Below are 25,105 nucleotides of genomic sequence, written 5' to 3' on the forward strand. Positions count from 1 at the left end.
TTCACACAGTCGCCCCAACTGGAAGCCCGAAAAATCCCGATGTCCCCTTCGGTCCCCACCAGGCATGATGAGCGCGCGGACGATCACCGAGGGGTGAGCGGGACCGGCGGTGCCACGGACGGTCCGTCAGCACCGTGCGCGACAACGAGAGGGAGGGCTTTCCATGCGGGTCAAGGACTTCGACCACCTGGTGCTCAAGGTGCGGGACATCGAGCGGGCACTGGACTTCTACTGCGGTCCGCTCGGACTGGAGCCGGTGCGGGTCGAGGAGTGGCGGGCCGGCGAGGCCCCGTTCCCGTCGGTGCGGATCAACCCCGTCACGATCATCGACCTGATCACCCGCCCCGAGGACGAGCCGGGCGCGGCACCGGCCACCAACGTGGACCACATCTGTCTGGTCGTGGATCCGCTGGACTGGCAGGAGGTCATCGACTCCGGCGTCTTCACCACCGTCCTGGAGGGCCCGGTCGGCCGCTACGGCGCACGCGGCGATGCCCAGTCGATCTACGTACAGGACCCGGACGGCAACACCGTCGAGCTGCGGTGGTACCCGGAGGACGCCGACCAGTCCTGACCAGGGACCGGGCCGGGACGGGGCCGGAACATCGAACGGGACGCCTCAGGGGCTTTTGCCTCTGAGGCAAAACTTTTGCCCACCAGGCCGCATGTCGCTATACCGGTGGTATGTCCGAGCTCCCCGATGAGCCTCCCGGCGTCCCGCCGGCCGAGCTCCCCACCGTCGCGCCGCGCCTGCGCGACCTGCGGCGACGCAGTGGTCTCACACTGGAGACGGCGGCCCGGCTGGTCGGGCTGTCGCCCGCGCACCTGTCCCGCCTGGAGACCGGCCGGCGGCAGCCGTCGCTGCCGATGTTGCTGGCGCTCGCGCGGACGTACGGAACCACGGTATCCGACCTGCTGGGCGAGACCGCCCCGGAACGGGACCCGATCATCCGGGCGGACCGCGCCGAGCCCTCGGAGGCCGGCGGCTGGACGTACTGGACCGTGGGCGGCGCCGGCCGCGCCCTCCAGGCGCTCCGGGTGCACGTGCCCCAACGCGCGCAGGGCGAGCTGGTGCGGGTGCATCCCGGCGAGGAGTGGCTCTACGTCCTCAAGGGACGGCTGCGGCTGACGCTCGGTGCGGCGGCGCACGTGCTGGCCCCGGGGGACGCGGCGCACTTCGACTCGCTCACCCCGCACCGGATCGCCGCCGACTCCCGGGGCGGCACGGAGCTCCTGTTCGTCCACACGCTGCTGCAGAGCGGCGCCGCCGAGCTGTGTCTGGGCGACGACGCGAGGTACCGCGGGGTGTGAGCCCACGCCGCCCGAACGAAAGGACCACGCCGTGCCCGACCGGCCCCCGACCGATCTTCCCTCCGGCCCCTCCGCCGCCCCCGCCCCGACCCGCTACGTCGAGAACAAGCCACCCCGCGGACTGTATGTGCGGGTCTTCATCTACGTCGTCGCCACGCACGTCCTGCTGGCCTTCATGAGCCTGCTCGTCATCATCGCCAAGTCACGCTGACCGCCGACCGCGCGGCCCCGGCCCGTGGCCCCGGCCCCGGGCCGGACCCGCCAGGCAACGTCCATCCCTTCGGTCCGAAAGTCCATTGCCCCGGTGTGCCCCGCGGGTGAAGCCTGCTGCCGCGCAGTCCTGGCACCAGACTCGTCCCCGTAGCACGTTTCCGTACCTCGTCCCCGCACCTCGTCGCACCGAGGAGGACCGAAGGATGCACCGTACGCGCACCGCGGCGGCCACCACGCTGGCCATGGCGCTGGCCCTGCCCCTCACGGGCATGGCCGGACCGCCGGGCACCGGCCGGAGTACGGACCGGGAGAGCGCCGGCGACCGGCCCCCGGCCGCCATCACCCCCGTCCCGCAGTCCGCGCACCACCTGCCCGGCCGGGCCGTCATCACCCCCACCACCACCGTCGTCGCTGGCCCGAAGGCCGATAGCGCCGCGCTGGAGCTGGTCGAGCGGTCGCTCAAGGCCGCCGGCGCCGACCGCGTCGTACGGGCCCGCCGGGCGCCCGCAGACGGGCAGTTGACGGTCTACGTGGACGGGCCGGACGCCGCCCGGGCGCTCGGCGACCTGGGCGCGCGGGGCACCGACGGGCTGCCCGCCGAGGGCTACGCACTGGCCGTCGGCGCCGGCCGGATCGCGCTGGCGGGCAAGGACGCCACCGGCACCTACTACGCCGCGCAGTCACTCCGGCAGCTGCTGCCGCACCGCGACCGCCCCGGCGGGCAGGTGCCGGGCACCGCCGTACGGGACTGGCCGGCCACCCCGCTGCGCGGCGTCATCGAGGGCTTCTACGGCACGCCCTGGTCGCACCGCGCCCGGCTCGACCAGCTCGACTTCTACGGCGCGCACAAGATGAACACCTACGTCTACTCGCCGAAGGACGACGCCTACCTCCGGGCGAAGTGGCGCGATCCCTACCCCGCGGACCGGCTCGCCCAGCTCAAGGAGCTGGTGGACCGGGCCCGGGCCCGCCATGTGGACTTCACCTACGCCCTCTCCCCCGGCCTCTCGGTCTGCTACAGCTCGGACGCCGACCTCAAGGCGCTGACCGCCAAGTTCCAGACACTGTGGGACATCGGCGTGCGCGACTTCGCCGTACCGCTGGACGACATCAGCTACACGCACTGGAACTGCGCGGCCGACCAGGAGAAGTTCGGCACCGGCGGCGGGGCGGCCGGCGCGGCGCAGGCCCATCTGCTCAACCGCGTCAACCAGGACTTCATCGCCGGGCATCCGGGTGCCCGCCCGCTGGAGATGGTGCCGACCGAGTACTACGACGTGAAGCCCACGCCGTACAAGAAGGCGCTCGCCACCCAGCTGGACACGGACGTGGTGGTGGAGTGGACGGGCGTCGGGGTGATAGCGCCCACCATGACCGTCACCCAGGCCGAGCAGGCCCGGGAGGTCTTCGGCCACCCGATCCTGACCTGGGACAACTACCCGGTCAACGACTACGTGACCAGCCGGCTGCTGCTCGGCCCGTTCAACGGCCGGGAGAAGGGGCTGCCCGGGAAACTGGCGGGGATCACCGCCAACCCGATGATCCAGCCCGCGGCGTCCAAGATCGCGCTGTACACCGTGGCGGACTACGCCTGGAACGACCAGGCCTATGACGCCCGTACGTCCTGGGGCGCCGCGCTCAACGAGCTGGCCGGCCGCGACGCGGGGACCCGACGGGCCCTGCGGGCCTTCGCCGACGCGAGCTACGCCTCCTCGCTCAATCCCCGGCAGGCGCCCGAACTGGCCGCCGCCCTCGACCGGTTCCGCGAGGACGGGAACGCCGGGCGACTGGACGCGGTGCTGCGCACCCTCCGCGACGCGCCCTCGCTGCTGCGCGCCCGGCTGGCCGACCGCGGCTTCGTCGACGACAGCGGCCCCTGGCTGGACGCGACCCACGCCTGGGGCATCGCGGGACGCAGCGCACTGGCACTGATCGAGGCGACGAAGGCCGGTGACGAGACCCGGGCGAAGGAACTGCGGGAGCGGATTCCACAGCAGGTGAAGACCGCCAAGTCCTTCGTGTACGTGGACCTGAAGGGGAAGCGGGTTCCGGTGGTGGTGGCGGACAAGGTCCTGGACGCCTTCGTGGACGAGGCGCTCGCCGGCCACGCCGGCTGACGCGGCAACGCGGGACGCGGCGGGCCGGCTCCGGCGCGCCGCGTCCGGGCGCATTGGCCCGGTCCACCGCGTCCCCCGCCCTAACCTGGGGCCCCGGCCCACCCCGGAGGAGACCGCCCCAGGCCCCGCCCCCCCGCCCCCGGCGCCCCTCGCCCGGCCGCGGCCGCCGTGCTCGACCACGCGGTGCGGGCACTCGCCCCGGACGACGGCGCGAACCGGCTGGTCGCACGGATCGAGGCGGGAGAGGCGCCGCGTTCGGTGTTCGCGACCTTCGCCCTGGAGCAGCACCAGGTGATCACCGCCGACCGCCTCAGCTTCCGGCATCTGGCGCGGCGGGCGGACGCGGATCCGCCGGTGGCCGACTTCTTCGAGCTGCTGGCGCAGGGCGAGACACTGGCCCTGCGCCAGCTGGCCGGCCTGACCGACGCGTGCGGGCTGACCGCCCGGGACGTCGACGACTACCAGCCGCGGCCCGGCTGCCAGGCCTATCCCTCCTACGCCGCGCGGCTCGCCCTCGGCGCGGAACCGGCGGACGTGGTGATCGCGCTGACCGCCAACTTCGCGGCCTGGACCCGCTGGTGCGCCGTCGTCGAGACCGCGATGCGGTCGCTTAGCGCTTGGCTGTCCTCCCACGTACCCGTCTGTCCCACCGTCGGGCTTGCTCGCCGTTGCGCTTTGCGGCGCCCCGCACGTAGTTGGCCGTCCCGCCGCGGGTGTTGTTCGCCGTTGCGCCTGGCGGCGGGCGTGGTGTTTTCGGGTGCGGTGCCGGCCCTCCAGACTTCGTCCTCCGGTCCAGCCCCTCCCGTGAGTGGGAGTTTCTCAGCTGATTGGGGCGGGCCCTATCCGTTGCCTGCGGGCACGTGGACATCACCTGCACCCCCACCGTCCTTCACTTCCCCCCAACGGGAGGGGACGGGCCGGAGGGGCCGGTTGTGTGGACGTAAAGCGTCAGCAGTCCACACAACCGGCCCCGGAGGCCCGTCACCGCACCCACCACAACCCAGCCCGCCGCAGGCGCAACGGCGAGCGAGCCCCGCGGCGGGAGAGACGGGTACGTGGGAGGCGCCGCAAAGCGCGCAACGGCGAACAACACCCGCGGCGGGAAAGCCGACTACGTGGGGGCACCCCCAAGGCGGGCGAAGCCCGCATCCGTCAAGGAGCCATGCACCCGCAGCCGCGCGATGCCCCCGTCCGGGTAGATGTCGAGCCGGACATGCGTGACGGCGGGCGCGCCGTCGAGCAGGAAGCGGTGCACGGTGTCGGGCTGGAGGCGGGTGCGGGGCAGGAGTTCGGTCCAGTCGCCGTCCTCGCCGTCGCGGCCGGACAGGGCCGCCCAGCCGGCCGCGTTGCCCTTGAGGTAGCCGGTGTCGATCTCCACCGCGCGGATCACGGACTGCTCCACGAGCCGGTAGCGGACCCAGTCATTGCCGGTGCCGCGGCGCCGCCGGGTCTCCCAGCCGTCGTCCATCTTGCGGGAGCGGCCCGGGTGGATGGTGTGGGTGGGCGAGGAGTAGAAGCGGTCCGAGGCGTCCTCGACCCGGCCGCCGTTCTCCAGCGCGACGAGGTCGAAGGTGCCCAGTGCGGCGAGCCACTCGGGTGCCGGGACGACCTCGCCGTACACCCGCAGGCGGGCGATGCCGCCGTCGGGGTGCTGGTTGAGCCGCAGGTGCGTGAAGCGCCCGGTGGCGTGCACGGCGAAGCCGTTGGCGGCGTGGCCGGCGATGGCGGTGCGCGGGACGAGCGGCGTCCAGGTCACGTCGGCGGCGAGCAGTTCCTCGAGTGAGGGCGTGCCCTCGGCGCAGGTGCCCTCGATGCTGACGGACTGCGGGTAGTTGCCGCGGAAGTGGGCGGTGTCGACGACGATGCCGTGGATCACGCCGGGCGCGCCGAGCCGGATGAGCGCCCAGTCGTGGTCCTCGTCCGCCGGGAACGGGTGCGCGCCGTCGGTGCCGCGGCGGCGCCGGGTCTCCCAGCCGTCCATGATCTTGCCCTTGTGGCCGAACAGCTCGGGGTCGAAGTGGGCGGCCTCGGGCTTGAGCAGGTTCTCCCGCTCGGCGAAGAACTCGTCGTTGGCGGCGATCACACCGGCGCCGAGCCGGCGGTCGGCGAGGTCGGGGAGGTGGGTGAAGGGGAAGCCGGCCGCGCCGGGGGTGCGGTAGTCGGCGTACGGGTCGCCGCCCTGGTAGGGGCTGGCGTCGCCGGTGTAGCGGGGTATGCCGTCGGTGGTCATGCGCGGTGCGGCCTTTCGAGCAGCTCGCCGGTGGGTTCGGCGAGGGTGGTGCCGTCGTTGATCTGCCGGCCGCGCAGCCAGGTGGAGCGGACGACGCCGTAGAGGGTCCGGCCGGCGTACGCGGTGATCTTGTTGCGGTGCTGGAGGGCCTGCGGGTCGACGGTGAAGGTCTCGTCGGGCGCGAGCACCGCGAAGTCGGCGTCCCGGCCGGCCTCGATGGCGCCCTTCCGGCCGAGGCCGACGAGGGCGGCGGGGGCGGTGGACATCCAGCGCACGACGTCGTCGAGGCTGTGGCCGCGCTCGCGGGCGGCGGTCCAGATGGCGGGCAGGCCGAGCTGGAGGGAGGAGATGCCGCCCCAGGCCGCGCCGAAGTCGGCGGTCTTGAGGTCGGCGGTGGAGGGTGAGTGGTCGGAGACGATGCAGTCGATGGTGCCGTCGGCCAGGCCCTCCCACAGGGCGTCCTGGTTGGCGGCCTCGCGGATCGGCGGGCAGCACTTGAACTCGGTGGCGCCGTCCGGGACTTCCTCGGCGGTCAGGGTGAGGAAGTGCGGGCAGGTCTCGACGGTGACCTTGACGCCCTCGCGCTTGGCGGCGGCGATCAGCGGCAGCGCGTCGCTGGAGGACAGGTGCAGCACGTGGACCCGGGCGTCGAGCTGCTTGGCGAGCACGATGAGCCGGGCGATGGCGTCGTTCTCGGAGATGCGGGGGCGGGAGGCGAGGAAGTCGGCGTACTTGGGGCCGTGCGGCTGGGGGGCCTCGTCGAGGTGGCCGGGGTCCTCGGCGTGCACGATCAGCAGGCCGTCGAAGCCGGCGATCTCGCCGAGGGCGGCGGCCAGCTGCTCCTGGTCGACCTCGGGGAATTCGTCCACGCCGGAGGGCGACAGGAAGCACTTGAAGCCGAAGACGCCGGCGTCGTGCAGCGGGCGGAGGTCCTTGACGTTGCCGGGGATGGCGCCGCCCCAGAAGCCGACGTCGATGTGGGCCTTGCTGCGGGCGACCTCGCGCTTGGTGTCGAGGTGGGCCGTGGTGGTGGTCGGCGGCAGGCTGTTGAGCGGCATGTCGACGAGGGTGGTGATACCGCCGGCCGCGGCCGCGCGGGTGGCCGTCCAGAAGCCCTCCCACTCGGTGCGGCCGGGGTCGTTGACGTGGACGTGGGTGTCGACGAGGCCGGGCAGCAGGACGTCGTCGCCGACGTCCGTGAGCCGCGCCCCGGCCGGTACCTCGGCGTCGTGCGGCAGCACCGCGGCGATCCTGCCGTCCTTGACGGCGACGGACGCGGCGCGCGTGCCCTCCGGCGTCACGACGCGCGTGGAGCGCAGCACCAGCTCGATCTCGGACACCCGGTCCCCTCCTCATATCGTGTCTTCATGGTCGCGTGGCGGCGCGGCGGAATGTCGCCGGCGGCGCTAGCGAATCCGGAATTCGGAATCCGGAATTCTGAATTCAACAGTCTGTTGAATGAGTCTTCACTCCGGATCCCGGCCCGTCAAGACCCTTCCGCGGCCACCGGCGCGACCGCCGGGCCGGCGACCCGGGCCTCGTCCGTCCGCGCCCCCGCCGCCGGGCTGACCTGCGCGGGGATGATGGCGTCCGGGATCGGACCGGTCCCGGCCGGCACCCGGTCCCGGCGGGAGACCGCGGCGTAGATCCCGCCGGACAGCCCCATCCCGAAGATCCAGGAGAACGGCGCAAGCGCGTCGAAGACCGGGACCAGGGCGAGCGCGGCGGAGACCGCGGCGGCCGGGAGGAAGGCGATCACGGCCTTCGGGTTGTAGCCCCGGCGGTAGAAGTACGCGCCCGCGGCATCGGCCGAGAAGAGCGCGTCGACGTCGATCCGGCCCCGGCGCACCAGGTGGTAGTCGACGAGCAGGATCGCCACCAGAGGACCGAGGAAGGCGCCCAGCGCGCCGAGGAAGTACTGGATCACCAGCGCCGAGGAGTACAGCTTCCAGGGCATGACGACGACGGCCAGCACCGCGGTGATCATGCCGCCGCGCTTGAAGTCGAGGTACTTCGGCGCGAGGTTCGCGAAGTCGTAGGCGGGCGAGACGAAATTGGCGACCACGTTGATGCCGATGGTGGCGACGATGAAGGCCAGTGCGCCGATGACGGTGACCACCGGGTCGTCGATCTTCTGGATCACCTTCACCGGGTCGTAGATCGCCTCCCCGAAGACCGCGATGGTGCCCGCGGTGACCAGTACGGCGACCACCGCGAAGGCGGTGAAGTTCACCGGCAGGCCGATCAGGTTGCCGCGGCGGTAGGAGCGGTGGTCGGGCGTGAAGCGGGCGAAGTCGGCGTAGTTGAGGACCAGGGTGAGGAAGGTGGCGACGGTCAGGCTGACCGCTATCAGGCTCTGGTGGAGCTGCGCGGAACCGCTGAGCCCGGTGAGGCTGCGGGTCAGCGAGATCTCCCCGTGCGCCTTGACCACCAGGTAGACCGCGAGCGCCAGCACCACGAGCCAGACCACCGGCCCGGTCGCGAAGTCCTGGACCTTGCGGATGAACTCCATGCCGCGGGTGAGCAGGACGGCCTGCAGCCCCCACATCACCATGAACGCGACCCAGCCCAGGGTGGACAGGCCGAGCACCGAGTTGTGGTCGTACGCCTCCAGGCCCGGCGCGATCTGCAGGGTCAGCAGGACCACGGCCGTCGAGGCGAGCCAGGTCTGGATGCCGTACCAGGCCACGGCCATGACCGCCCGGAGGAGGGCGGGGATGTTGGCGCCGTAGACGCCCCAGCTCGCGCGGGCCAGTACGGGATAGGGCACGCCGGTCCGGTGGCCGGCATGGCCCATGCGGTTCATCAGCCAGTGGACGATCGTGATGCCGACCAGCAGGGCCAGGAACACCTCCCAGGCCGGCAGGCCCAGCACGAAGAGGCTGGCGGCGAAGGCGTAGTTGCTGATCGCGTGGGTGTCGGACATCCAGAGCGCGAAGATGCTGTACGTGCCCCAGGTGCGCTCGGCGGCCGGCGCGAGGTCGGCGTTGAAGAGCCGCGGGTCCGGCTGCGGGTGCTGCGGGGATGTGGTCACGTGTCCTCCCAGGCAGGTTGGGTGGAGCTTAGGGTGGTGGTTGTCAGATGTCTGATGTCTGTGCGGAAAAATCTGTGTAACAGGAGGAGTCCCGGTCGCGCCCCAGGCCGAGGTGGGTGCTCAGCGGCCAGGAGCCGATGGCCTTGGGCCGGGGCGGGGCGAAGCTGCGGGTCCGGCTGGTGGTCAGCCCGAGCCCGACGACCGCCTCGGCGAACTTCACCGCCGCCGCGACCCCGTCGACGACCGGCACCCCGAGCTCCGCCGCGACCTTCTCGTCCAGTCCGGCCATCCCGCCGCAGCCGAGGCAGATGACCTCGGCGCCGGCCCGGACGACCGCACGGGCGGCCTGGATGATCACCTCGACCGTGCGCTCCGGGTCCTCCTCCAGCTCCAGCACCCCGAGCCCGGTGCCGCGGACGCCGGCGCAGCGCTGGAGCAGTCCGGCGGTCAGCAGCCGGTCCTGGATCTGCGGTACGGCGCGGTCGAGGGTGGTGACGATGCCGTAGGCGTGGCCGAGCATCATCGCCATCTGGGCGGCGCTCTCGGTGATGTCCAGGACGGGGACGTCGAGGAGTTCCTGGGCGCCCTCCCTGCCGGGTTCCCCGAAACCGGCCATGACCAGGGCATCGAAGGGGGTGTCGAGAGTGGCGAGCCGGTCCAGGACGGCCGCGGCACTGAGGTAGCCCTCGAAATGTCCCTCGATCGACACCGGTCCCCACAGGGGTTCCGTGGCGAGGATTTCAGTGCCCGGGGCGGCGGCCGCGAGGGCGGTGGCGCGGATCGACGCGGTCATGGAAGCCGTGGTGTTCGGGTTCATGACGAGTATGCGCATGACGCTCCAACGATTTGGAGGATTCCACAGAATGGACAGTAGGTTTCGCGCAGCAGAACGTAGCTACGGCCACTGGCACCGTCAAGGGATCGCGGCTACCGCCCTGCACGACAGCCCCTACGGTGGGACAAAGAGGGCCTGACCGGCGAGAACGAGTGTGCGAAGGCCGATGTGTCAACGTGAGCGGACCGGTAGGCTGGCGCGGTCGGGCCCGGCGCCCGCAAGTCCCAGCCGAGACCGATCTGACCCGCCCCGAAAGGAACGCGACGTGCCGCCGTCCAGCGCCAGCACCTCCGCCGCCGAAGCCAAGCCCGCAGGCGCCAGCGGCGGTGTCCAGTCCCTCGAGCGCGCCTTCGACCTGCTGGAGCGGATGGCCGATGCCGGTGGCGAGGTCGGCCTGAGCGAGCTCTCCGGCAGCAGCGGACTGCCGCTCCCCACCATCCACCGCCTGATGCGCACGCTCGTCGCCTGCGGGTACGTCCGCCAGCAGCCCAACCGCCGGTACGCGCTCGGTCCCCGGCTGATCCGGCTCGGCGAGAGCGCGTCCCGCCTGCTGGGCACCTGGGCCCGGCCGTTCCTGGCCCGCCTGGTCGAGGAGACCGGCGAGACCGCCAACATGGCGCTGCTCGACGGCGACGAGATCGTCTACGTCGCCCAGGTCCCGTCCCGGCACGCGGTCCGGATGTTCACCGAGGTCGGCCGCCGCGTCCTGCCGCACTCCACCGGCGTCGGCAAGGCCCTGCTGGCCAACCACCCGCCCGAGGAGGTCCGCGCGCTGCTCGGCCGTACGGGCATGCCCGCCGCGACCGAGAAGACGATCACCGATCCGGAGAACTTCCTGGACGCGCTCGCCGACGTCCGCCGGCTCGGCTACGCGGTCGACGACAACGAGCAGGAGATCGGCGTCCGCTGCCTCGCGGTGCCGGTGCCCAACTCCCCCACCTCCGCGGCCATCTCGATCTCCGGCCCGACCGGCCGGGTGACGGAGGCCGCGACGGACAAGATCGTCCCGGTACTGCAGGACGTCGCGGCCCAGCTGTCGGTCGCCCTGGCAAACCAGACGCCGGCGTAACGACCACGGGAGTCCCGGCCGGGGCGGCACGCCCGTCCCGGTCACCGGCATCGCCGATCGCGGCCGTCCCGGTCGCCGGCTTTGTCGATCGCGACCCTCCGGGTCACCGGCTTTGTCGATCACCGACCGTCCTGGTCACCGGCCGCCCGGCAGCGAGCCGAAGCGGTCGATGCCCGCGCGCACCTCGCTCAACGCGGGCGAGAGCGCACTCACCGAACCGACCGCCCCCGCGATCAGCAGCAACGAACGGCGCAGCCGGGGCACCTCCGGCAACCCGTGACTGACCATCGCATCCAGCGCGGCCAGCTCCTCGTCGGCGGCCGCCCGATCCGGTAACTCCCCCGGCAGCACGGCGAGTTGGCGCCGCAGCCGGGCCACCGCCCCGCGCAGCTCCGCCACCCGCGGGTCCCCGTCGACCCCGGTCACCCGTACGTCACCCTGCAGTTGTTCCACAACGACGGCGCCTCCCGAGCCGTTGCCCGTCCCACAATGCGGGACAGTTAACGCCACTGTGTGGTGCCTGCGCCACACGGAGCGCGAAAAAACCACCACATCCGAACATCCCTGCCGCCCACCCCCTGAGGGGGTGGGCGGGTGAGGCGGTGCGGGTGCGGTGGTGCCGGACGGGGTCGTGCGGGTCAGTCCTGCTTCGGCTGAACCGCGTTGCGCCAGACCCGGACGTCGACGGTCATGTAGCTGCTGGGGTCGGACTTGGGTGCGAAGCCCTTGAAGGTGATCAGCGCGACGTGGCCGTAGTCCGTGGTCAGGCAGATCTGCGCGCCCTTGGTGAGCTGCTTGGTCAGGATGCTCTCGGTGAACCGGGTCTCGTTGCGGCAGGTGTCGAGCGAGCCCTGCTCACCCGGGTTCAGCAGCACCAGCTTGCCGTTGTCGGTGGAGACCTGGTCGTCCGAGTAGCTGTTGTCCTGGTAGGAGAAGTCGACGTCGGTGTCGTTGTCCGAGTTCGTCGGCTTCATCGACTCGTCGGCCATCGACAGGTGGTAGTCGTCCGGCAGGTTGATGTCCTTGAAGTCGACCGGCGTCGGGTCCTGCACGGGTGCGGCCGGCGTGCCCGTGCCGTCCCCGCCCGGCGTCCCGGTCGGGTCCGCGCTCGGCGTGGGCGAGGCGCCGCTGGTCTTGGCCTTGGTGCTGCCGTCGGCCTGGTCCTTCTTCGTCTGGCCGTGGTCCTTCATCAGCGCGTAGACGACCCCGCCGCCGGCACCGGCGAAAGCCAGCAGGCAGACCAGCACCAGCGCCGTGACCAGGCCCTTGCGCTTCTTCTTCGGCGGCTGCGGGGCCGGCGCGGCGGCGGCCGGGTAGGCGGCGGTGGGGCCGGTGGCCGTCGGGCCGGCCGGGGTGGCAGCGGTCGGGGCGGTGGGCGTGGGGCCCGTGGCGGCGGGCGCCCCTGCGCGGTGGCGCCGACGGTCGGCGCGTAGGCCGCGGGGCCGAAGCCCGGCGGCGGGGTCTGCGGGTGGTTCAGCTCGGTCGGCACCGGCGGGACGGCGGGCGCCGGCTGGACCGGCGGCTGGGCGGGCGGCGCGGGCGGCTGCGCCGGCCGGGCCGGGGCGCCCGCGGTCGGTGCCTCCAGCGGGGGCGGCGGGGTCTGTACGGGTGCCGGGGCCGCGGTCCGCGTGGTGATGTCGGCGGCGACGGCGCTGGGCAGCCAGTCCTCGGGACGGCGCAGCTGGGTCTGCCCGGAGGCGGCCCCGCACAGCTCGATCACCTCGGCCACCGACGGCCGGTCCGCGGCGTCCTTGGCGAGGCAGCGGCCGACCAACTCCCGCAGTTCCTCGGGGAGTCCGGTCAGATCCGGCTCCTCGTGGACGATGCGGTAGAGCACGCCGTGCGAGGTGCCCTCACCGAACGCCGGGGAGCCGATCGCCGCGTACGCCGCGACCTGGCCCAGCGCGAAGACGTCGGTGGCCGGGCTGATGGCGCTGCCAGCGGCCTGTTCGGGCGCCATGAAGGTGGGCGTGCCGACCGTGACGCCACTACTGGTGAGCGACGTCGCGTCGGCGGCCCGGGCGATACCGAAGTCGATCACCCGTGGGCCGTCCGCGGCCAGCAGCACGTTGGACGGCTTGAGGTCGCGGTGCACGATCCCCGCACCATGGATGACCTGCAGGGCCTCGGCGATGCCGGCGACCAGCAGCAGGACCGTCGGGACCGGGAGCCGGCCGTGTTCGGCGACCGCCGCGGAGAGCGAGGGACCGGGGACGTAGGCGGTGGCGAGCCAGGGGCTCGGACCGTCCGCGTCGCTGTCGATGACCGGCGCGGTGAACAGGCCCTGCACCCGCTGTGCGGACTGCACTTCCTGCTTGAAGCGGCGGCGGAACTCCGCGTCCTCGCTGAACTCGGGCCGGATCACCTTGATGGCCACCGGCCGCCCGCCGGGCGTGTACGAGAGGTAGACCTTGCCCATGCCGCCGGCGCCGAGCTTGGCCGTGAGGCGGTAGCCCGCGATCGCCCGCGGGTCGTCCCCCTCCAACGGCTGGAAGATCCCGGACGAGCCCACACTGTTCACCACGAACGTCCCCCGACTTCAGAAAATGGCCCGGTCTGCCCCACCGGCAGACAGCCACGATTGCCCACAACGGGGCAGAACCTTATCCGGCCGCACGCGGCACCGTGACATCGCCGGCCGGCAGGGGGGCGCCTTGTCCGAAGCGCCGGTTTCGCGACCGCATTTCGCGGCGACTCCGGCCGCGTTCGGGGCTTGACCGCGGGCTTCCAGGGCACGCCGACGCACCGTCACGCGGCCCTTCCCCGTAGTGAACTGACCATGCGTCATGCGTCGTGTGTACATACGTTCCCCCTGCCACCCGTTGGCGTGGGCGTGGCCGAATCGATGCGTACAGGGGGGCAAGTGGGAGCATTCTTCCCTCCGAGGAAATATCCGGCATATCACTGAATCGGAGAACGGCATGGAGCCCCACACCGGCCCCGACACCGGACCGAACCGTCGCAACATCAGCGTCGTCCAGCTCATCTGCCACGCGTACGGCCTTTCCGATGCGTCGGAAATCACCCTGGAGCACATACACCGTTACGTGAGCGAGCGGCGGCGCGTGGAGGACGGCACACACCACCTGCGGGACCGGTTCCGGCCGAACATCCCCCGCCAGCGCTCCGTCGACGACGCGGCCTGAGCCCGCGGGCGACGACGGCCAACGACCCGCGACGCGCGGTGCCATGAGGTAAGCAGTCCCCATGGCACCGACATCGCCGGACGAAACCTCCGAAGCGCACCACACCCCTGAAGCGCCCCACGCCTCCGAAGCCAACGAACCCTCCGAAGCGAACGAATCCCCGGAAGCGATCGGAGCCTTCGAGGCGCCGCAGGCGCAGTCCGCGACGCCCCGGCCCGAGGGGAGGGTGGCCGGTCTGCTGCTCGCCGCGGGCGGCGGCCGGCGTCTGGGGGGACGGCCGAAGGCACTGCTCGACCACCGGGGACGGCCGCTGGTCGAGCACGCGGCACGGGTCCTGCGGGACGGCGGCTGCCGGCCGGTGCACATCGTGCTCGGCGCGGCCGCCGACGCCGTACGCGCCCGGGCCGACCTCGCGGCGTACGGCGTCTCGGTCAACCCCGACTGGGCGCAGGGCATGGGCTCATCGCTCCGGGTGGGGCTCGCCGCGCTGGCCGGCGAGGGGGCGGACGCCGTGATGGTGTCGCTGGTCGACCAGCCGGGCATCGGCGCCGCGGCGGTGGCCCGGCTGATCGCGGCGTACGCCGCGGGCGCGGACCTGGTGGCGGCCGCGTACGACGGCCGGCGCGGTCACCCCGTCCTCTTCGCGGCCGGGCGCTGGGCCGGGATCGCCGCGAGCGCGGAGGGCGACCGCGGCGCCCGTGCCTACCTCCAGCGGCATGTGAAGGCGCTCACGCTGGTCGAGTGCGGCGACATCGCCGAGCCGTACGACATCGACACCCCGGAGGACCTGCACCGCCTGGAGTGAGGCCCGGCCGGCGTGGTTCACCGGGCCCGCACACCCGTGGAGGGACCGTAATGGAGAGTGACCGGCGTGGCACCGAGAGCCATTCGATCACCACTTCTGTCGACCCTGAGAATCTCGATATCAACAAACCATTGAAGTTCCGCGATAAGGAAACTAGTCTCCACTGGTCAGAAGCGCCCTGAATCCAGACGGCGCCCGCGACCGTATCTCGGAGCCCGCGGCACCCCGTGCCGCCCGTGTCCCGGCGGCCGCCAGGCACCGCCGCTGAATGGAGTGACAGCTCATGTCCGCACCAGCGCCGTCCCCGCTGGCCATCGTCGAAGTCGACCCCGCCCACACCCCGGAACGGCAGGACGAGGTCCTCACCGACGCCGCGCTCGCCTTCGTCGCCGAGCTGCACCGCCGGTTCACCCCGCGCCGTGACGAACTGCTCGCCCGCCGCGCCGGGCGCCGTGCGGAGATCGCCCGGACCAGCACGCTGGACTTCCTCCCGGAGACCGCGCAGATCCGCGCCGACGACAGCTGGAAGGTCGCCGAGGCGCCCGCCGCGCTCAACGACCGGCGGGTGGAGATCACCGGTCCCACCGACCGGAAGATGACCATCAACGCGCTCAACTCGGGCGCCAAGGTCTGGCTCGCCGACTTCGAGGACGCCTCCGCCCCCACCTGGGAGAACGTCGTCGGTGGCCAGATCAACCTGATCGACGCCTACGAGCGCCGGATCGACTTCACCGACCCGAAGTCCGGTAAGTCGTACGCCCTGAAGCCCGCCGAGGAGCTCGCGACCGTCGTGATGCGCCCGCGCGGCTGGCACCTGGAGGAGCGGCACCTCCAGTTCGAGGGCCGCCCGGTTCCCGGCGCCCTGGTCGACTTCGGCCTGTACTTCTTCCACAACGCCAAGCGGCTGCTGGACCTGGGCAAGGGCCCGTACTTCTACCTCCCGAAGACCGAGTCCCACCTGGAGGCGCGCCTCTGGAACGACATCTTCGTCTTCGCGCAGGACTACGTCGGCATCCCCCAGGGCACCATCCGCGCCACGGTGCTCATCGAGACCATCACCGCGGCGTACGAGATGGAGGAGATCCTCTACGAGCTGCGCGACCACGCCTCGGGCCTGAACGCCGGCCGCTGGGACTACCTCTTCTCCATCGTCAAGAACTTCCGTGACGGCGGCGCGAAGTTCGTCCTGCCGGACCGCAACGCGGTGACCATGACCGCCCCGTTCATGCGCGCCTACACCGAACTGCTGGTCCGCACCTGCCACAAGCGCGGTGCGCACGCGATCGGCGGCATGGCGGCCTTCATCCCCAACCGCCGCGACCCGGAGGCCAACGAGAAGGCGCTGGCCAAGGTCAAGAACGACAAGGACCGCGAGGCCGGGGACGGTTTCGACGGTTCCTGGGTCGCCCACCCCGACCTGGTCCCGGTCGCCCGCGCGTCCTTCGACGCGGTCCTCGGCGACAAGCCGAACCAGAAGGACCGTCTGCGCGAGGACGTCTCCGTCGCGGCGGCCGACCTCATCGCGATCGACTCCCTGGAAGCCAAGCCCACTTACCAGGGCCTGGTGGACGCCGTCCAGGTCGGCACCCGCTACATCGAGGCGTGGCTGCGCGGCCTGGGTGCCGTCGCCATCTTCGGCCTCATGGAGGACGCCGCCACCGCCGAGATCTCGCGCTCGCAGATCTGGCAGTGGGTGGACGCCGGGGTCACCTTCGAGGACGGCAAGAAGGTGACCGCCGATCTGGTCCGCACGATCGCCGACGAGGAACTCGCCGCCATCCGCGACGAGATCGGCGAGGACGCCTTCGCCTCCGGCAAGTGGCAGCAGGCGCACGACCTCCTGCTGAAGGTCTCCCTGGACGCGGACTACGCGGACTTCCTGACGCTGCCCGCGTACGAACTGCTCGGCTGAGCACCCCGCGACAGCGCCGAAGGGCCGGTACGGACCGCCGTACCGGCCCTTCGGCACGCAGCCGGCTGGGGCCGCTTCCTGCCGCGTACGCTTACCCCGTGACGATGCGCAAGGCGGTCGACGTGAGTGTCGACGCGATGATCGAGGACCTCAGGACACTCGTCGAGATCGAGTCTCCCTCGCGTGATCTCGACGCCTTGCGGGCCTCGGCGAAAACGGTCGCCGCCGTCCTCGAGAACCGCCTCGGCGGGCGGGCCGTCCTGGTGGAGAGCGAGGCCGGACCGCATGTCCGCTGGTCAGGTGGCGGCGAGCCCAAGGTACTGATCCTCGGGCACCATGACACGGTGTTTCCGCTCGGCACCCTGGAGCGCCGCCCGTTCAGGGTCGAGGACGGGCATGCCACCGGGCCCGGGGTCTTCGACATGCTCGGCGGTCTGGTGCAGGCCGTGCACGGCCTGGCGGCGCTCGACGACCGGTCGGGCGTGGAGATCCTGGTGACCGCCGACGAGGAGGTCGGTTCGCGCTCCTCCCGTGCGCTGATCGAGGAACGGGCGCTTGCCTGCGGCGCGGTGCTGGTCTTCGAGGGCGCCGCGGACGGCGGGGCGCTGAAGACCGGCCGCAAGGGCTGCGGCACGTTCCGGGTCCGCATCAAGGGCCGGGCGTCGCACGCCGGCCTGGAGCCCGCGGCGGGGGTCAACGCCCTGGTCGAAGCGGCACACCAGGTGCTGGACATCGCGGCGCTCGGCCGGCCCGGGATCGGCACGACCGTCACCCCGACCGTCGCGTCCGCGGGCACCCTCGACAACGTCGTCCCCGCGGAGGCGACCGTCATCGTCGACGTCCGGGTCGAGTCCGCCGACGAGAAGGAGCGCATCGAGTCCGCGTTCGCGGCGCTGGCTCCGCATCTGCCGGAGGCGGAGGTCACGGTGGAGGGAGGCATCGGCCGCCCGCCGATGCTCGAGTCGGCATCGGCCGAGCTCTTCGCGCTGGCCCAGCAGCTGCTTCCCGGCCTCGAAGCCAGGGCGGTCGGCGGCGGCAGCGACGGCAACTTCACGGCCGCGCTGGGGGTGCCGACGCTCGACGGCCTCGGAGCGGTCGGCGGCGGCGCGCACGCCGACCACGAATACCTGGTCGTCGACACCATGGTGGAACGGGCGAACCTCGTCGCCGGCCTGGTCACGGCGATTCAGCAGGCGTAGGAGGGGAGGACGGGCAGCCCGCCGCCGTGTCACCGGACCCGGCGGCGGGCGCCGCCTTCCCCGGACCGCCCCTCACCGCGTGGTGAAGGCCCCTCCGTTGACGTGGAGGGTCTGGCCGGTGATGTGCCGGGCACCCGGGGAGGCGAGGAAGTACGCCGTCTCGGCGATGTCCTCGACCGTGCCGGGCCGCTTGTTGTGCGTCTCCGCGACGAGCGCGCTCTGCCGCTCGTCGGTCAGCTGCCCGTGGAAGAAGTTGGTGCCGGCGATGTAGCCGGCGGAAATGACGTTGCTGGTGATGCCCCGGGGGCCGAGGTCTGCCGACAGTGCGGCGTTCCACGCGGCCAGTGCGGCCTTGGCCGCGCCGTAGGAGCCGCCCCGGCGCTCGGCCCCGATCGAGCCGATGCTGAGGACGGCACCGCCCGGGGTGAGCTTGTCCTGAAACGCGGTCGTGGTCAGGACCGCGCCCAGCAGGTTCTGCGCCAGGTTGGCCTGCCACTGGGCCAGTACCGCCGCCAGGGCCGATCCGTCGTCCGGCGCTCCCTGGGGCAGGCCGCCGGCCGCGTTGATCAGGACGTCCAACGCGCCGAAACGGGCGGTGAGTTCTTCCACCTGGCCGGGTTCGGTGGCGTCGCAGACCGCGCCGTGCACACCCAGTTCCTCGGCGGCCGCCGCGACGGTGTCGGCATGGCGTCCGGTGATGTGGACCTCCGCATGGTCGGTGGCGAACCTTGCGGCGATGGCGCGGCCGATGCCGCTGGTTCCTCCGGTGACGAGCACGGTGCGGGTCACGGGTCCTCCTCCTCGCTGCTACGTTTAGACCTAAACACAACCGTACACGCAACGGATCAAGGGGTCACACGTGGCTGAACCCACCGCAGAAGCAGGGGACTTCGTACCCGCCTATCCCGCCGCACGGATCGCCGCGGCCTGGCGGCGGGAACGCCCCGGCACCCCCACCGAGTCGATCGAGATCGTCACGCCCCTCTGGTGGCTGGGGAAGCTGTTCACCAACGACCGCAACCGGGTACTGCGCGAGGCGGGGATCGATGCGGCCACGCTCGACCTGCTGTCCGTCATCCGGCGTTCCGGGCCGCCGTACACCCTCAGCACCCGCGAGATCGCCGAACTGACGCTGGTGACCGCCGGTGCCATCTCGCAGCGCGTCGCCCGGGCCGAGCGGGACGGCCTGGTCCGGCGCAGGGCGGGAACCACCGGCCGCCGGACCGTGCTGGTGTCGCTGACGCCCGACGGCCATGCGCTGATCGAGCGCTCCGTGGACGCCGTCCTGGGCCGCGAGGCCACCCTCGTCAGTGATCTGTCGACGGACGAACGCGACACCCTCATCACGCTGTTGGAGAAGCTGATGACCGATGTCCGACGGCGCACCGCCCACGCCGAGGACTGAGCGGGCCCGTCAAATGCGGTGGGTGGCGGCGTATTCGGCGAAGAAGGCCGCCTCGGCGAGCAGCGCGGCGCGGAGTTCGGAGAGCAGCACGCGCTCGTCGGGGGCGTGCAGGTTGCAGAGGTTGTCCTCGGCGCCGAAGAGCAGGATCTCGGCGTCCGGTACGGCCCGGGCCAGGCCGTTGACGAGCGGGATGGAGCCGCCGGTGGCGGTGTGCACGGGTTCGGCGCCCCAGGCGCGGCGCAGGGCGGTGCGGGCGGCGCGGTAGGCGGGGCCGTCGGTGGCCGCCTCGTATCCGGGGCCGGCGTCGGTGGGCGTGACGGTGAGGGGGATGCCGAAGGGGCGCAGGCGCGCCAGGTGGCGGACGAGGGCGGCCTGGGCCTCGTGCGGGTCCTGCCGGGGGTGGATGCGGAGGTTGATCTTGGCGCGGGCGTACGGGACGACGGCCGAGGCGCCGCGCTCGACGGACGGGGCGTCCAGGCCGGTGACGGTGAGGGCGGGGCCGCTCCAGAGGCGTTCGCCGAGGCCGCCGGAGCCGACGAGCGGGGTGCCGTGCGGGACGCCGGCCAGTTCGCGGAACTCGTCGTCGGTGAAGGTGGTGCCGTCCCAGGGTTCGCGGCGCAGGCCCTCGACGGCGACGTCGCCGTGCACGTCGTGGAGCGTGGCGAGGGCCTTGAGCAGCACGATCAGGGCGTCCGGGGCGGCGCCGCCGTATTCGCCGCTGTGCACGGCGGAGTTGAGGGTGCGGACCTCGACGTGGACGACGACCGAGCCGCGCAGGGCGGTGGTGAGGGTGGGCGTACCGGGGCGGATGCTGCCGGTGTCGGCGATGATCATCGCGTCGCAGGCGAACAGGCCGGGCTCGGTGGGCGGGTAGTCCTCGAAGACGCTGCCGTACTCCTCCTGGCCTTCGAAGACGATCCGGATGCCGACCGGCGGGCGGCCGCGGTAGGCCCGTAGCGCACCGATGTGGACCATGAGGTTGGCCTTGTCGTCGGCGATGCCGCGGGCGCGGATGCCGCCCTCGATGTCGGTGGGTTCGAACGGCGGGGAGGACCAGAGCCGTTCGTCGCCGGGCGGCTGGACGTCGTAGTGACCGTAGAGCAGGACGGTGGGGGCGTCGGGGGTGGGCGGCGGGACGGAGCCGGTGATGACGGGCGCGGTGTGCGGGAGGTTGAGCTCGCCGATGTCGGCCACGCCGACGTCCCTGAGGAGGGCCACGACGAGGTCGCGGGCCTGGAGGACCGGTTCGGGCGAGAAGCCGGGGAAGGCGATCGAGGGGATGGCAGCGAGCCGCTTGAGGTCGGCGCACACCCCGTCCATCAGGGCGTCGACGGTGTCCTCCAGGGCCGGGGCGCCGGCGCTCCGGACGTGCGGATCGTTGGCTTCCTGATTCACCGCGGAACCCCTCTCCATGGCACCGGAAATGGTGCGGGACACCTGCCGTACTGACGTCATTTCAGGGCGAAGAAAGCATATCGGCCATAACGGGGCGAGGGGCGGGATGCGGCGCGGCGCCCGCGCGGCCCGTTCACCCCCCGGCCCGGCCGCGCGGGCCGCCACAGTGGGCAACGGCGGTCCGGCGAACGGGAGTTAGGTCCGCCCGGACGGTGTACGGCCTCCACGGAGTCTGGTAGGAAAGCTTCCTAACGATTGGGGAATCCCGAACCCCCCACGGCTCGCCTGACTGGAGGACTGACTCCATGCGCACCCGATCGACAAACGGCACGCCCCGCCCCCTGCTCTCCCGGACCACCGTCCGGGTCGCCCTCGGCCTCGCCCTCCTCGCCGTCCCCGCCACGGCCGTCGCCACCACGGCGACTCCCGCGGACCACCACCGCCCGGCCGCCGCCCATGACGCCGCGCGGACCGCCCGGGCCGCGACCGGCCTGGACGACCCGGCGAAGAAGGAGATCGCCATGCAGCTGGTCTCCAGCGCGGAGAACTCCTCGCTGGACTGGAAGGCCCAGTACAAGTACATCGAGGACATCGGCGACGGCCGCGGCTACACCGGCGGCATCATCGGCTTCTGCTCCGGCACCCACGACATGCTCGAACTCGTCGAGCTCTACACCCAGCGCAAGCCCGGCAACGTGCTCGCCAAGTACCTCCCCGCGCTGCGCAAGGTGGACGGCAGCGACTCGCACGAGGGCCTGGACCCCAACTACACCAAGGACTGGAAGAAGGCCGCCCAGGACCCGGCGTTCCAGCAGGCCCAGAACGACGAGCGGGACCGGGTCTACTTCAACCCCGCGGTCAAGCAGGGCAAGGCCGACGGGATAGGCGTCCTGGGCCAGTTCGCGTACTACGACGCGATCGTGATGCACGGTGACGGCGACGACCCGACGAGCTTCTCCGGCATCCGCAAGCGGGCGCTGGCCAAGGCGAAGCCGCCGGCCCAGGGCGGCGACGAGAAGACGTACCTCAACGCCTTCCTCGACGCCCGGGTCTGGGCGATGAAGCAGGAAGAGGCGCACAGCGACACCAGCCGGGTGGACACCGAGCAGCGGGTGTTCCTGAAGAACGGCAACCTCGATCTGCACACCCCGCTGGACTGGAAGGTCTACGGGGACGGCTACCACATCGGCTGAGCCACGAGACCCACGACGGCCCGTAGGAGAACGGCGGTTGCCGCTTCCCTACGGGCCGTTGCCGTGGGGGTTCCGTAATGCCGCGGGACCCAATGTCAGTGGGCCGGGGTCGTCGCCGGCTCCCCGCTGTCGTCCACCGCGCCGCGGGCGGGCTGTTGCGGGATCTGTGGATCGGCGCCCTGCGCGGCCTCCGCTGCCTCCGCGTCCGTGTCTCGTCTCCCGAAGTGGTTGAAGGCGAGGTTGAGGACGATGGCGACCAGACAGCCGGTGCTGATGCCGGAGTCCAGCACGACCAGCAGGTCCTTGGGCAGGTTGTGGTAGAAGTCCGGCGCGGCGATCGGGATCAGGCCGATGCCGACGGCGGCCGCGACGATCAGCGCGTTGTCGCCCTTCTCCATCGCCGCGCTGGCCAGCGTCTGGATGCCGCTGGCGGCCACCGAACCGAAGAGCACGATCCCGGCGCCGCCGAGGACCGGCAGCGGCACCAGCGAGATGACCGACGCGGCCACCGGGCACAGTCCCAGCACGATCAGGATCAGGCCGCTGGTCGCCACCACGAACCGGCTGCGCACCTTCGTCATCGCGACCAGGCCGATGTTCTGGGCGAAGGCGCTGTTGGCGAAGCCGTTGAAGAGCGGGCTGATCGCCGTGCCGAGGGTGTCGGCACGCAGTCCGCCCTCGATGGTGCGCTCGTCCGCCGGGCGGTCGACGATCCGGCCGAGGGCCAGCATGTCGGCCGTCGACTCGGTCATGCAGACCAGCATCACGATGCACATCGAGACGATCGCGGCGATGTCGAACTCCGGGGCGCCGAAGTGGAACGGCGTCGGGAAACCGATCAGGCTCGCCTTGGTGATCGCGGAGAAGTGCGTGATGCCCACCGGGATGGCGATCAGGGTGCCGGCTATCAGGCCGAGCAGGATGGCGATCTGCTGGAGGAAACCGCGCAGCACCCGGCGCAGGACCAGCACGATCAGGAAGGTCAGCGCGGCCATCCCGATGTTCGTCAGCGAACCGTAGTCGGGTGCCTTGGCGTTGCCGCCCTGCGACCAGTTGAAGGCGACCGGGAGCAGCGAGACGCCGATCAGGGTGATGACGGTGCCGGTGACGACCGGTGGGAAGAACCGGACCAGCTTGGAGAAGTAGGGGGCGAGGACGAAGCCGAGCACACCGGCGACGATCACCGCGCCGAAGATGATCGGCAGGGCGTGCTCCGGGCTCTGGGCCTTGCCGATGGCGACCATCGGCGTGACGCCGGCGAACGAGACGCCGTTGACGAACGGGAGCTTGGCACCGACCTTCCAGAACCCGAGGGTCTGGAGGAGGGTGGCGATACCCGCGGTGAAGAGGCTGGCACCCATCAGGAACGCGGTCTCGGTGGCGCTCAGCCCGCAGGCCGGCCCCACGATCATCGGCGGGGCCACCACGCCCGCGTACATGGCGGCCACGTGCTGCAGGCCGCTGGTGAACATCTTGAAGGGCGGGAGGGTCTCGTCGACCGGATGCTTCCGGTCCCCCTCCGACTTCTGCCCGGTAATTGCGGCCACTGCGGGCCTCCTGTCGATTTCTGCGTCGCCGGGGCCGGCGAGGCGAGGCTGTCACGGAGGGCTTGCCATGTGGTGCGGGGTGGAGAAGTCGCCTGGTGAGCGTGGGTGGTGGACCGCGCTTGTGGCGCAGGAACGGGCGAGCTGGGCCGACCGGCCCGGGGGTACGAGATGTCCCGCACCCCCGGGGTCCGGCGCTTGCGGATCCCGCTCGGATCCACAAGCTCAGCCGGGAGCCGTCCCTCCCGGCCGAGTCGGGGGTTGCGTCGGCGGCGGGTGCCGCGCCGGGGGTCAGCCCTCGGCGGCGATCCGGGCCAGACGCTGTGCCTCGGCCCGCGCGGTGCGGGCGATGGCGTCCTCGTCGACGTTGGTGAGGTGGTTGTCCTCGACGACCGGCTTGCCGTTGACGAGGGAGAGGGTGACCGGTGCGGCCGCGCCGAAGACCAGCGCGGTGACCGGGTCGGCGATGGAGGAGTGGCCGAGTCCGTCGAGCTTCCAGAGCACCAGGTCGGCGAGTTTGCCGGGCTCCAGCGAGCCGATCTCGGCGGTCCGGCCGAGGACCTGCGCGCCGCCGTAGGTGCCCAGGCGGAGGGACTTGCGGGCGTTGAGGGCGGCCTCGCGGTGGCTGCCGAGGCGGTTGATCAGCAGGGCGTTGCGCAGCTCGGTGTGGAGTTCGCCGGACTCGTTGGAGGCGGTGCCGTCGACGCCGAGGCCGACCGGGACGCCGGCCGCGAGCATGTCCGGGACCCGGGCGATACCGGCCGCCAGACGGGCGTTGGAGGACGGGCAGTGGGCGACACCGGTCTTCGTCCGGGCGAAGGCCGCGATGTCCGAGTCGGTCATGTGGACGCAGTGCGCCATCCACACGTCCTCACCGAGCCATCCGGTGGACTCGAAGTAGTCGGTCGGGCCCATGCCGAACAGCTCGTGGCAGAACTTCTCCTCCTCCACCGTCTCCGAGCCGTGGGTGTGCATGCGTACGCCCTTGCGGCGGGCCAACTTGGCGCCCTCCCGCAGGAGTTCGGTGGAGATGGAGAACGGTGAACAGGGGGCGGCGGCGATGTGCACCATCGAGCCGAAGGAGGCGTCGTGGTGCTTGTCGATGGCCTCCTCGGTGCCCAGCAGGGCGCCCTCGGTGGTCTCGACGGCGAAGTCCGGCGGCAGGCCGCCGTCCTTCTCGCTGCGGTCCATGGAGCCGCGGGCCAGGGTGATCCGGGCGCCGATCTCGGCGGCCGCGGCGAGCTCGGCGCTCACCAGGTCGCCGGAGCCGTGCGGGAAGACGTAGTGGTGGTCGGAGGCGGTGGTGACGCCGCCCTTGACCATCATGCCGAGCGAGCCCTGGGTGGCCGCGGCCAGCATCTGCGCGTCGATCCGGGCCCAGGTCGGGTACAGCGCGACCAGCCAGTTGAACAGGTTGTGGTCGGTGGCCAGGCCGCGGGTGATCCACTGGTAGAAGTGGTGGTGGGTGTTGATCAGGCCGGGGGTGACCAGGTGGCCCGTGCCGTCGACCCGGCGGACGACGTTTTCCAGACCCTCGGGGGCCTTGCCGGCGCCCAGCGACTCGATGATGTTGTCGGCGACGACCACATAGCCGGTGGCGTACTCGGTGTCGTCGGCGTCGACGGTGGCGATGGCGCAGTTCTCGATGACGATGCGCTGCTTCACCGCGCTGTCAGGGGATGCCGATGCAGCCATGG

The 25,105-nt window shown here is 71.8% G+C and carries 22 protein-coding genes and 1 pseudogene; 12 read left to right on the forward strand and 11 right to left on the reverse strand.

Going from position 1 to position 25,105, the window contains the following annotated elements; translation table 11 throughout:
- Nucleotides 1–163 precede the first annotated feature (163 nt).
- The 5 genes and pseudogenes from OJ254_RS29055 to OJ254_RS29075 all read left to right on the forward strand — a co-directional run bounded on the left by OJ254_RS29055 (nucleotide 164) and on the right by OJ254_RS29075 (nucleotide 4,862).
- Complete coding sequence (locus OJ254_RS29055; protein WP_265364765.1) at nucleotides 164–574, forward strand: VOC family protein; 411 nt, start codon at nucleotides 164–166, stop codon at nucleotides 572–574.
- Between the two features lie 110 nt (nucleotides 575–684).
- Complete coding sequence (locus OJ254_RS29060) at nucleotides 685–1,311, forward strand: helix-turn-helix domain-containing protein (protein ID WP_261954982.1); 627 nt, start codon at nucleotides 685–687, stop codon at nucleotides 1,309–1,311.
- Nucleotides 1,312–1,342: 31 nt separating this feature from the next.
- Nucleotides 1,343–1,522, forward strand: coding sequence for a DUF6126 family protein (locus tag OJ254_RS29065; RefSeq protein ID WP_265364766.1), 180 nt, complete (start codon nucleotides 1,343–1,345; stop codon nucleotides 1,520–1,522).
- 205 nt (nucleotides 1,523–1,727) lie between these two features.
- A pseudogene (locus OJ254_RS29070) lies at nucleotides 1,728–3,632 on the forward strand (glycoside hydrolase family 84 protein); the annotation flags it as partial.
- Nucleotides 3,633–3,824: 192 nt separating this feature from the next.
- On the forward strand, nucleotides 3,825–4,862 hold the full coding sequence (locus OJ254_RS29075; RefSeq protein ID WP_265365352.1) for a thiaminase II/PqqC family protein: 1,038 nt from the start codon (nucleotides 3,825–3,827) through the stop codon (nucleotides 4,860–4,862).
- Here OJ254_RS29075 and alc read toward each other — a convergent pair.
- From alc to OJ254_RS29095, 4 genes are all read right to left on the reverse strand, one after another.
- Nucleotides 4,753–5,871, reverse strand: coding sequence for an allantoicase (gene alc, locus OJ254_RS29080; RefSeq protein WP_265364767.1), 1,119 nt, complete (start codon nucleotides 5,869–5,871; stop codon nucleotides 4,753–4,755). The genes OJ254_RS29075 and alc overlap by 110 nt on opposite strands.
- The gene (allB, locus tag OJ254_RS29085; protein WP_265364768.1) at nucleotides 5,868–7,211 is read right to left on the reverse strand and encodes an allantoinase AllB; all 1,344 of its coding nucleotides are present in this window, start codon (nucleotides 7,209–7,211) and stop codon (nucleotides 5,868–5,870) included. The genes alc and allB overlap by 4 nt, the downstream gene beginning before the upstream one ends.
- A gap of 146 nt (nucleotides 7,212–7,357) precedes the next feature.
- A complete protein-coding gene (locus OJ254_RS29090; RefSeq protein ID WP_265364769.1) occupies nucleotides 7,358–8,905 on the reverse strand; it encodes an NCS1 family nucleobase:cation symporter-1 in 1,548 nt (515 codons plus the stop codon).
- Nucleotides 8,906–8,948: 43 nt separating this feature from the next.
- Nucleotides 8,949–9,737 (reverse strand): aspartate/glutamate racemase family protein, encoded by a 789-nt coding sequence (locus OJ254_RS29095; RefSeq protein WP_265364770.1) that lies wholly within the window; start codon nucleotides 9,735–9,737, stop codon nucleotides 8,949–8,951.
- A 268-nt stretch (nucleotides 9,738–10,005) separates the two neighbouring features.
- Here OJ254_RS29095 and OJ254_RS29100 point away from each other — a divergent pair, with 268 nt between their 5' ends.
- Nucleotides 10,006–10,809: an IclR family transcriptional regulator gene (locus tag OJ254_RS29100; RefSeq protein ID WP_265364771.1), complete on the forward strand. Its 804-nt coding sequence runs from the start codon at nucleotides 10,006–10,008 to the stop codon at nucleotides 10,807–10,809.
- A 135-nt stretch (nucleotides 10,810–10,944) separates the two neighbouring features.
- Here the strand turns inward: OJ254_RS29100 and OJ254_RS29105 are convergent, their stop codons facing one another.
- From OJ254_RS29105 to OJ254_RS29115, 3 genes are all read right to left on the reverse strand, one after another.
- The gene (locus OJ254_RS29105) at nucleotides 10,945–11,235 is read right to left on the reverse strand and encodes a DUF5955 family protein (protein ID WP_265365353.1); all 291 of its coding nucleotides are present in this window, start codon (nucleotides 11,233–11,235) and stop codon (nucleotides 10,945–10,947) included.
- 212 nt (nucleotides 11,236–11,447) lie between these two features.
- Nucleotides 11,448–12,056 carry a hypothetical protein gene (locus OJ254_RS29110; RefSeq protein ID WP_265364772.1) on the reverse strand — a complete coding sequence of 203 codons (609 nt, stop codon included), beginning with the start codon at nucleotides 12,054–12,056 and terminating at the stop codon, nucleotides 11,448–11,450.
- The gene (locus OJ254_RS29115) at nucleotides 11,999–13,333 is read right to left on the reverse strand and encodes a serine/threonine-protein kinase (protein WP_265364773.1); all 1,335 of its coding nucleotides are present in this window, start codon (nucleotides 13,331–13,333) and stop codon (nucleotides 11,999–12,001) included. The genes OJ254_RS29110 and OJ254_RS29115 overlap by 58 nt, the downstream gene beginning before the upstream one ends.
- Nucleotides 13,334–13,730: 397 nt before the next feature.
- Between OJ254_RS29115 and OJ254_RS29120 the strand changes: the two genes are divergently transcribed.
- From OJ254_RS29120 to OJ254_RS29135, 4 genes are all read left to right on the forward strand, one after another.
- On the forward strand, nucleotides 13,731–13,955 hold the full coding sequence (locus OJ254_RS29120; protein ID WP_265364774.1) for a hypothetical protein: 225 nt from the start codon (nucleotides 13,731–13,733) through the stop codon (nucleotides 13,953–13,955).
- Between the two features lie 226 nt (nucleotides 13,956–14,181).
- Nucleotides 14,182–14,760 carry a nucleotidyltransferase family protein gene (locus tag OJ254_RS29125; protein ID WP_265365354.1) on the forward strand — a complete coding sequence of 193 codons (579 nt, stop codon included), beginning with the start codon at nucleotides 14,182–14,184 and terminating at the stop codon, nucleotides 14,758–14,760.
- 283 nt (nucleotides 14,761–15,043) lie between these two features.
- Nucleotides 15,044–16,672, forward strand: a complete 1,629-nt coding sequence (aceB, locus tag OJ254_RS29130; RefSeq protein ID WP_265364775.1) for a malate synthase A — start codon at nucleotides 15,044–15,046, stop codon at nucleotides 16,670–16,672.
- 104 nt (nucleotides 16,673–16,776) lie between these two features.
- Complete coding sequence (locus OJ254_RS29135) at nucleotides 16,777–17,871, forward strand: M20 family metallopeptidase (protein WP_265365355.1); 1,095 nt, start codon at nucleotides 16,777–16,779, stop codon at nucleotides 17,869–17,871.
- A 72-nt stretch (nucleotides 17,872–17,943) separates the two neighbouring features.
- Here OJ254_RS29135 and OJ254_RS29140 read toward each other — a convergent pair whose 3' ends face one another.
- Nucleotides 17,944–18,660, reverse strand: coding sequence for an SDR family NAD(P)-dependent oxidoreductase (locus OJ254_RS29140; RefSeq protein ID WP_265364776.1), 717 nt, complete (start codon nucleotides 18,658–18,660; stop codon nucleotides 17,944–17,946).
- Nucleotides 18,661–18,730: 70 nt separating this feature from the next.
- On the opposite strand from OJ254_RS29140, the gene OJ254_RS29145 reads away from it, so the two are divergent.
- A complete protein-coding gene (locus tag OJ254_RS29145; RefSeq protein WP_265364777.1) occupies nucleotides 18,731–19,276 on the forward strand; it encodes a MarR family winged helix-turn-helix transcriptional regulator in 546 nt (181 codons plus the stop codon).
- 9 nt (nucleotides 19,277–19,285) lie between these two features.
- Here OJ254_RS29145 and OJ254_RS29150 read toward each other — a convergent pair whose 3' ends face one another.
- Entirely contained in the window at nucleotides 19,286–20,671 is a 1,386-nt protein-coding gene (locus tag OJ254_RS29150; RefSeq protein ID WP_265364778.1) for a M20/M25/M40 family metallo-hydrolase, read from the reverse strand.
- 305 nt (nucleotides 20,672–20,976) lie between these two features.
- On the opposite strand from OJ254_RS29150, the gene OJ254_RS29155 reads away from it, so the two are divergent.
- A complete protein-coding gene (locus OJ254_RS29155) occupies nucleotides 20,977–21,864 on the forward strand; it encodes a chitosanase (RefSeq protein ID WP_265364779.1) in 888 nt (295 codons plus the stop codon).
- A gap of 95 nt (nucleotides 21,865–21,959) precedes the next feature.
- Here the strand turns inward: OJ254_RS29155 and OJ254_RS29160 are convergent, their stop codons facing one another.
- Nucleotides 21,960–23,411, reverse strand: coding sequence for a nucleobase:cation symporter-2 family protein (locus OJ254_RS29160; protein WP_265364780.1), 1,452 nt, complete (start codon nucleotides 23,409–23,411; stop codon nucleotides 21,960–21,962).
- Between the two features lie 288 nt (nucleotides 23,412–23,699).
- Complete coding sequence (locus OJ254_RS29165; protein WP_265364781.1) at nucleotides 23,700–25,103, reverse strand: 8-oxoguanine deaminase; 1,404 nt, start codon at nucleotides 25,101–25,103, stop codon at nucleotides 23,700–23,702.
- Nucleotides 25,104–25,105: the final 2 nt, after the last annotated feature.

This window comes from Streptomyces endophytica (assembly GCF_026153355.1).
In the GTDB taxonomy this organism is placed as follows: domain Bacteria; phylum Actinomycetota; class Actinomycetes; order Streptomycetales; family Streptomycetaceae; genus Streptomyces; species Streptomyces endophytica.

Bases quoted from the DNA above. Each gene is read 5' to 3' on its own strand.
- OJ254_RS29055 (WP_265364765.1), top strand. From the start codon at position 164: ATGCGGGTCAAGGACTTCGACCACCTGGTGCTCAAGGTGCGGGACATC.
- OJ254_RS29060 (WP_261954982.1), top strand. From the start codon at position 685: ATGTCCGAGCTCCCCGATGAGCCTCCCGGCGTCCCGCCGGCCGAGCTC.
- alc (WP_265364767.1), bottom strand. From the start codon at position 5,871: ATGACCACCGACGGCATACCCCGCTACACCGGCGACGCCAGCCCCTAC.
- OJ254_RS29095 (WP_265364770.1), bottom strand. From the start codon at position 9,737: ATGCGCATACTCGTCATGAACCCGAACACCACGGCTTCCATGACCGCG.
- OJ254_RS29120 (WP_265364774.1), top strand. From the start codon at position 13,731: ATGGAGCCCCACACCGGCCCCGACACCGGACCGAACCGTCGCAACATC.
- aceB (WP_265364775.1), top strand. From the start codon at position 15,044: ATGTCCGCACCAGCGCCGTCCCCGCTGGCCATCGTCGAAGTCGACCCC.
- OJ254_RS29135 (WP_265365355.1), top strand. From the start codon at position 16,777: ATGCGCAAGGCGGTCGACGTGAGTGTCGACGCGATGATCGAGGACCTC.
- OJ254_RS29155 (WP_265364779.1), top strand. From the start codon at position 20,977: ATGCGCACCCGATCGACAAACGGCACGCCCCGCCCCCTGCTCTCCCGG.
- OJ254_RS29165 (WP_265364781.1), bottom strand. From the start codon at position 25,103: ATGGCTGCATCGGCATCCCCTGACAGCGCGGTGAAGCAGCGCATCGTC.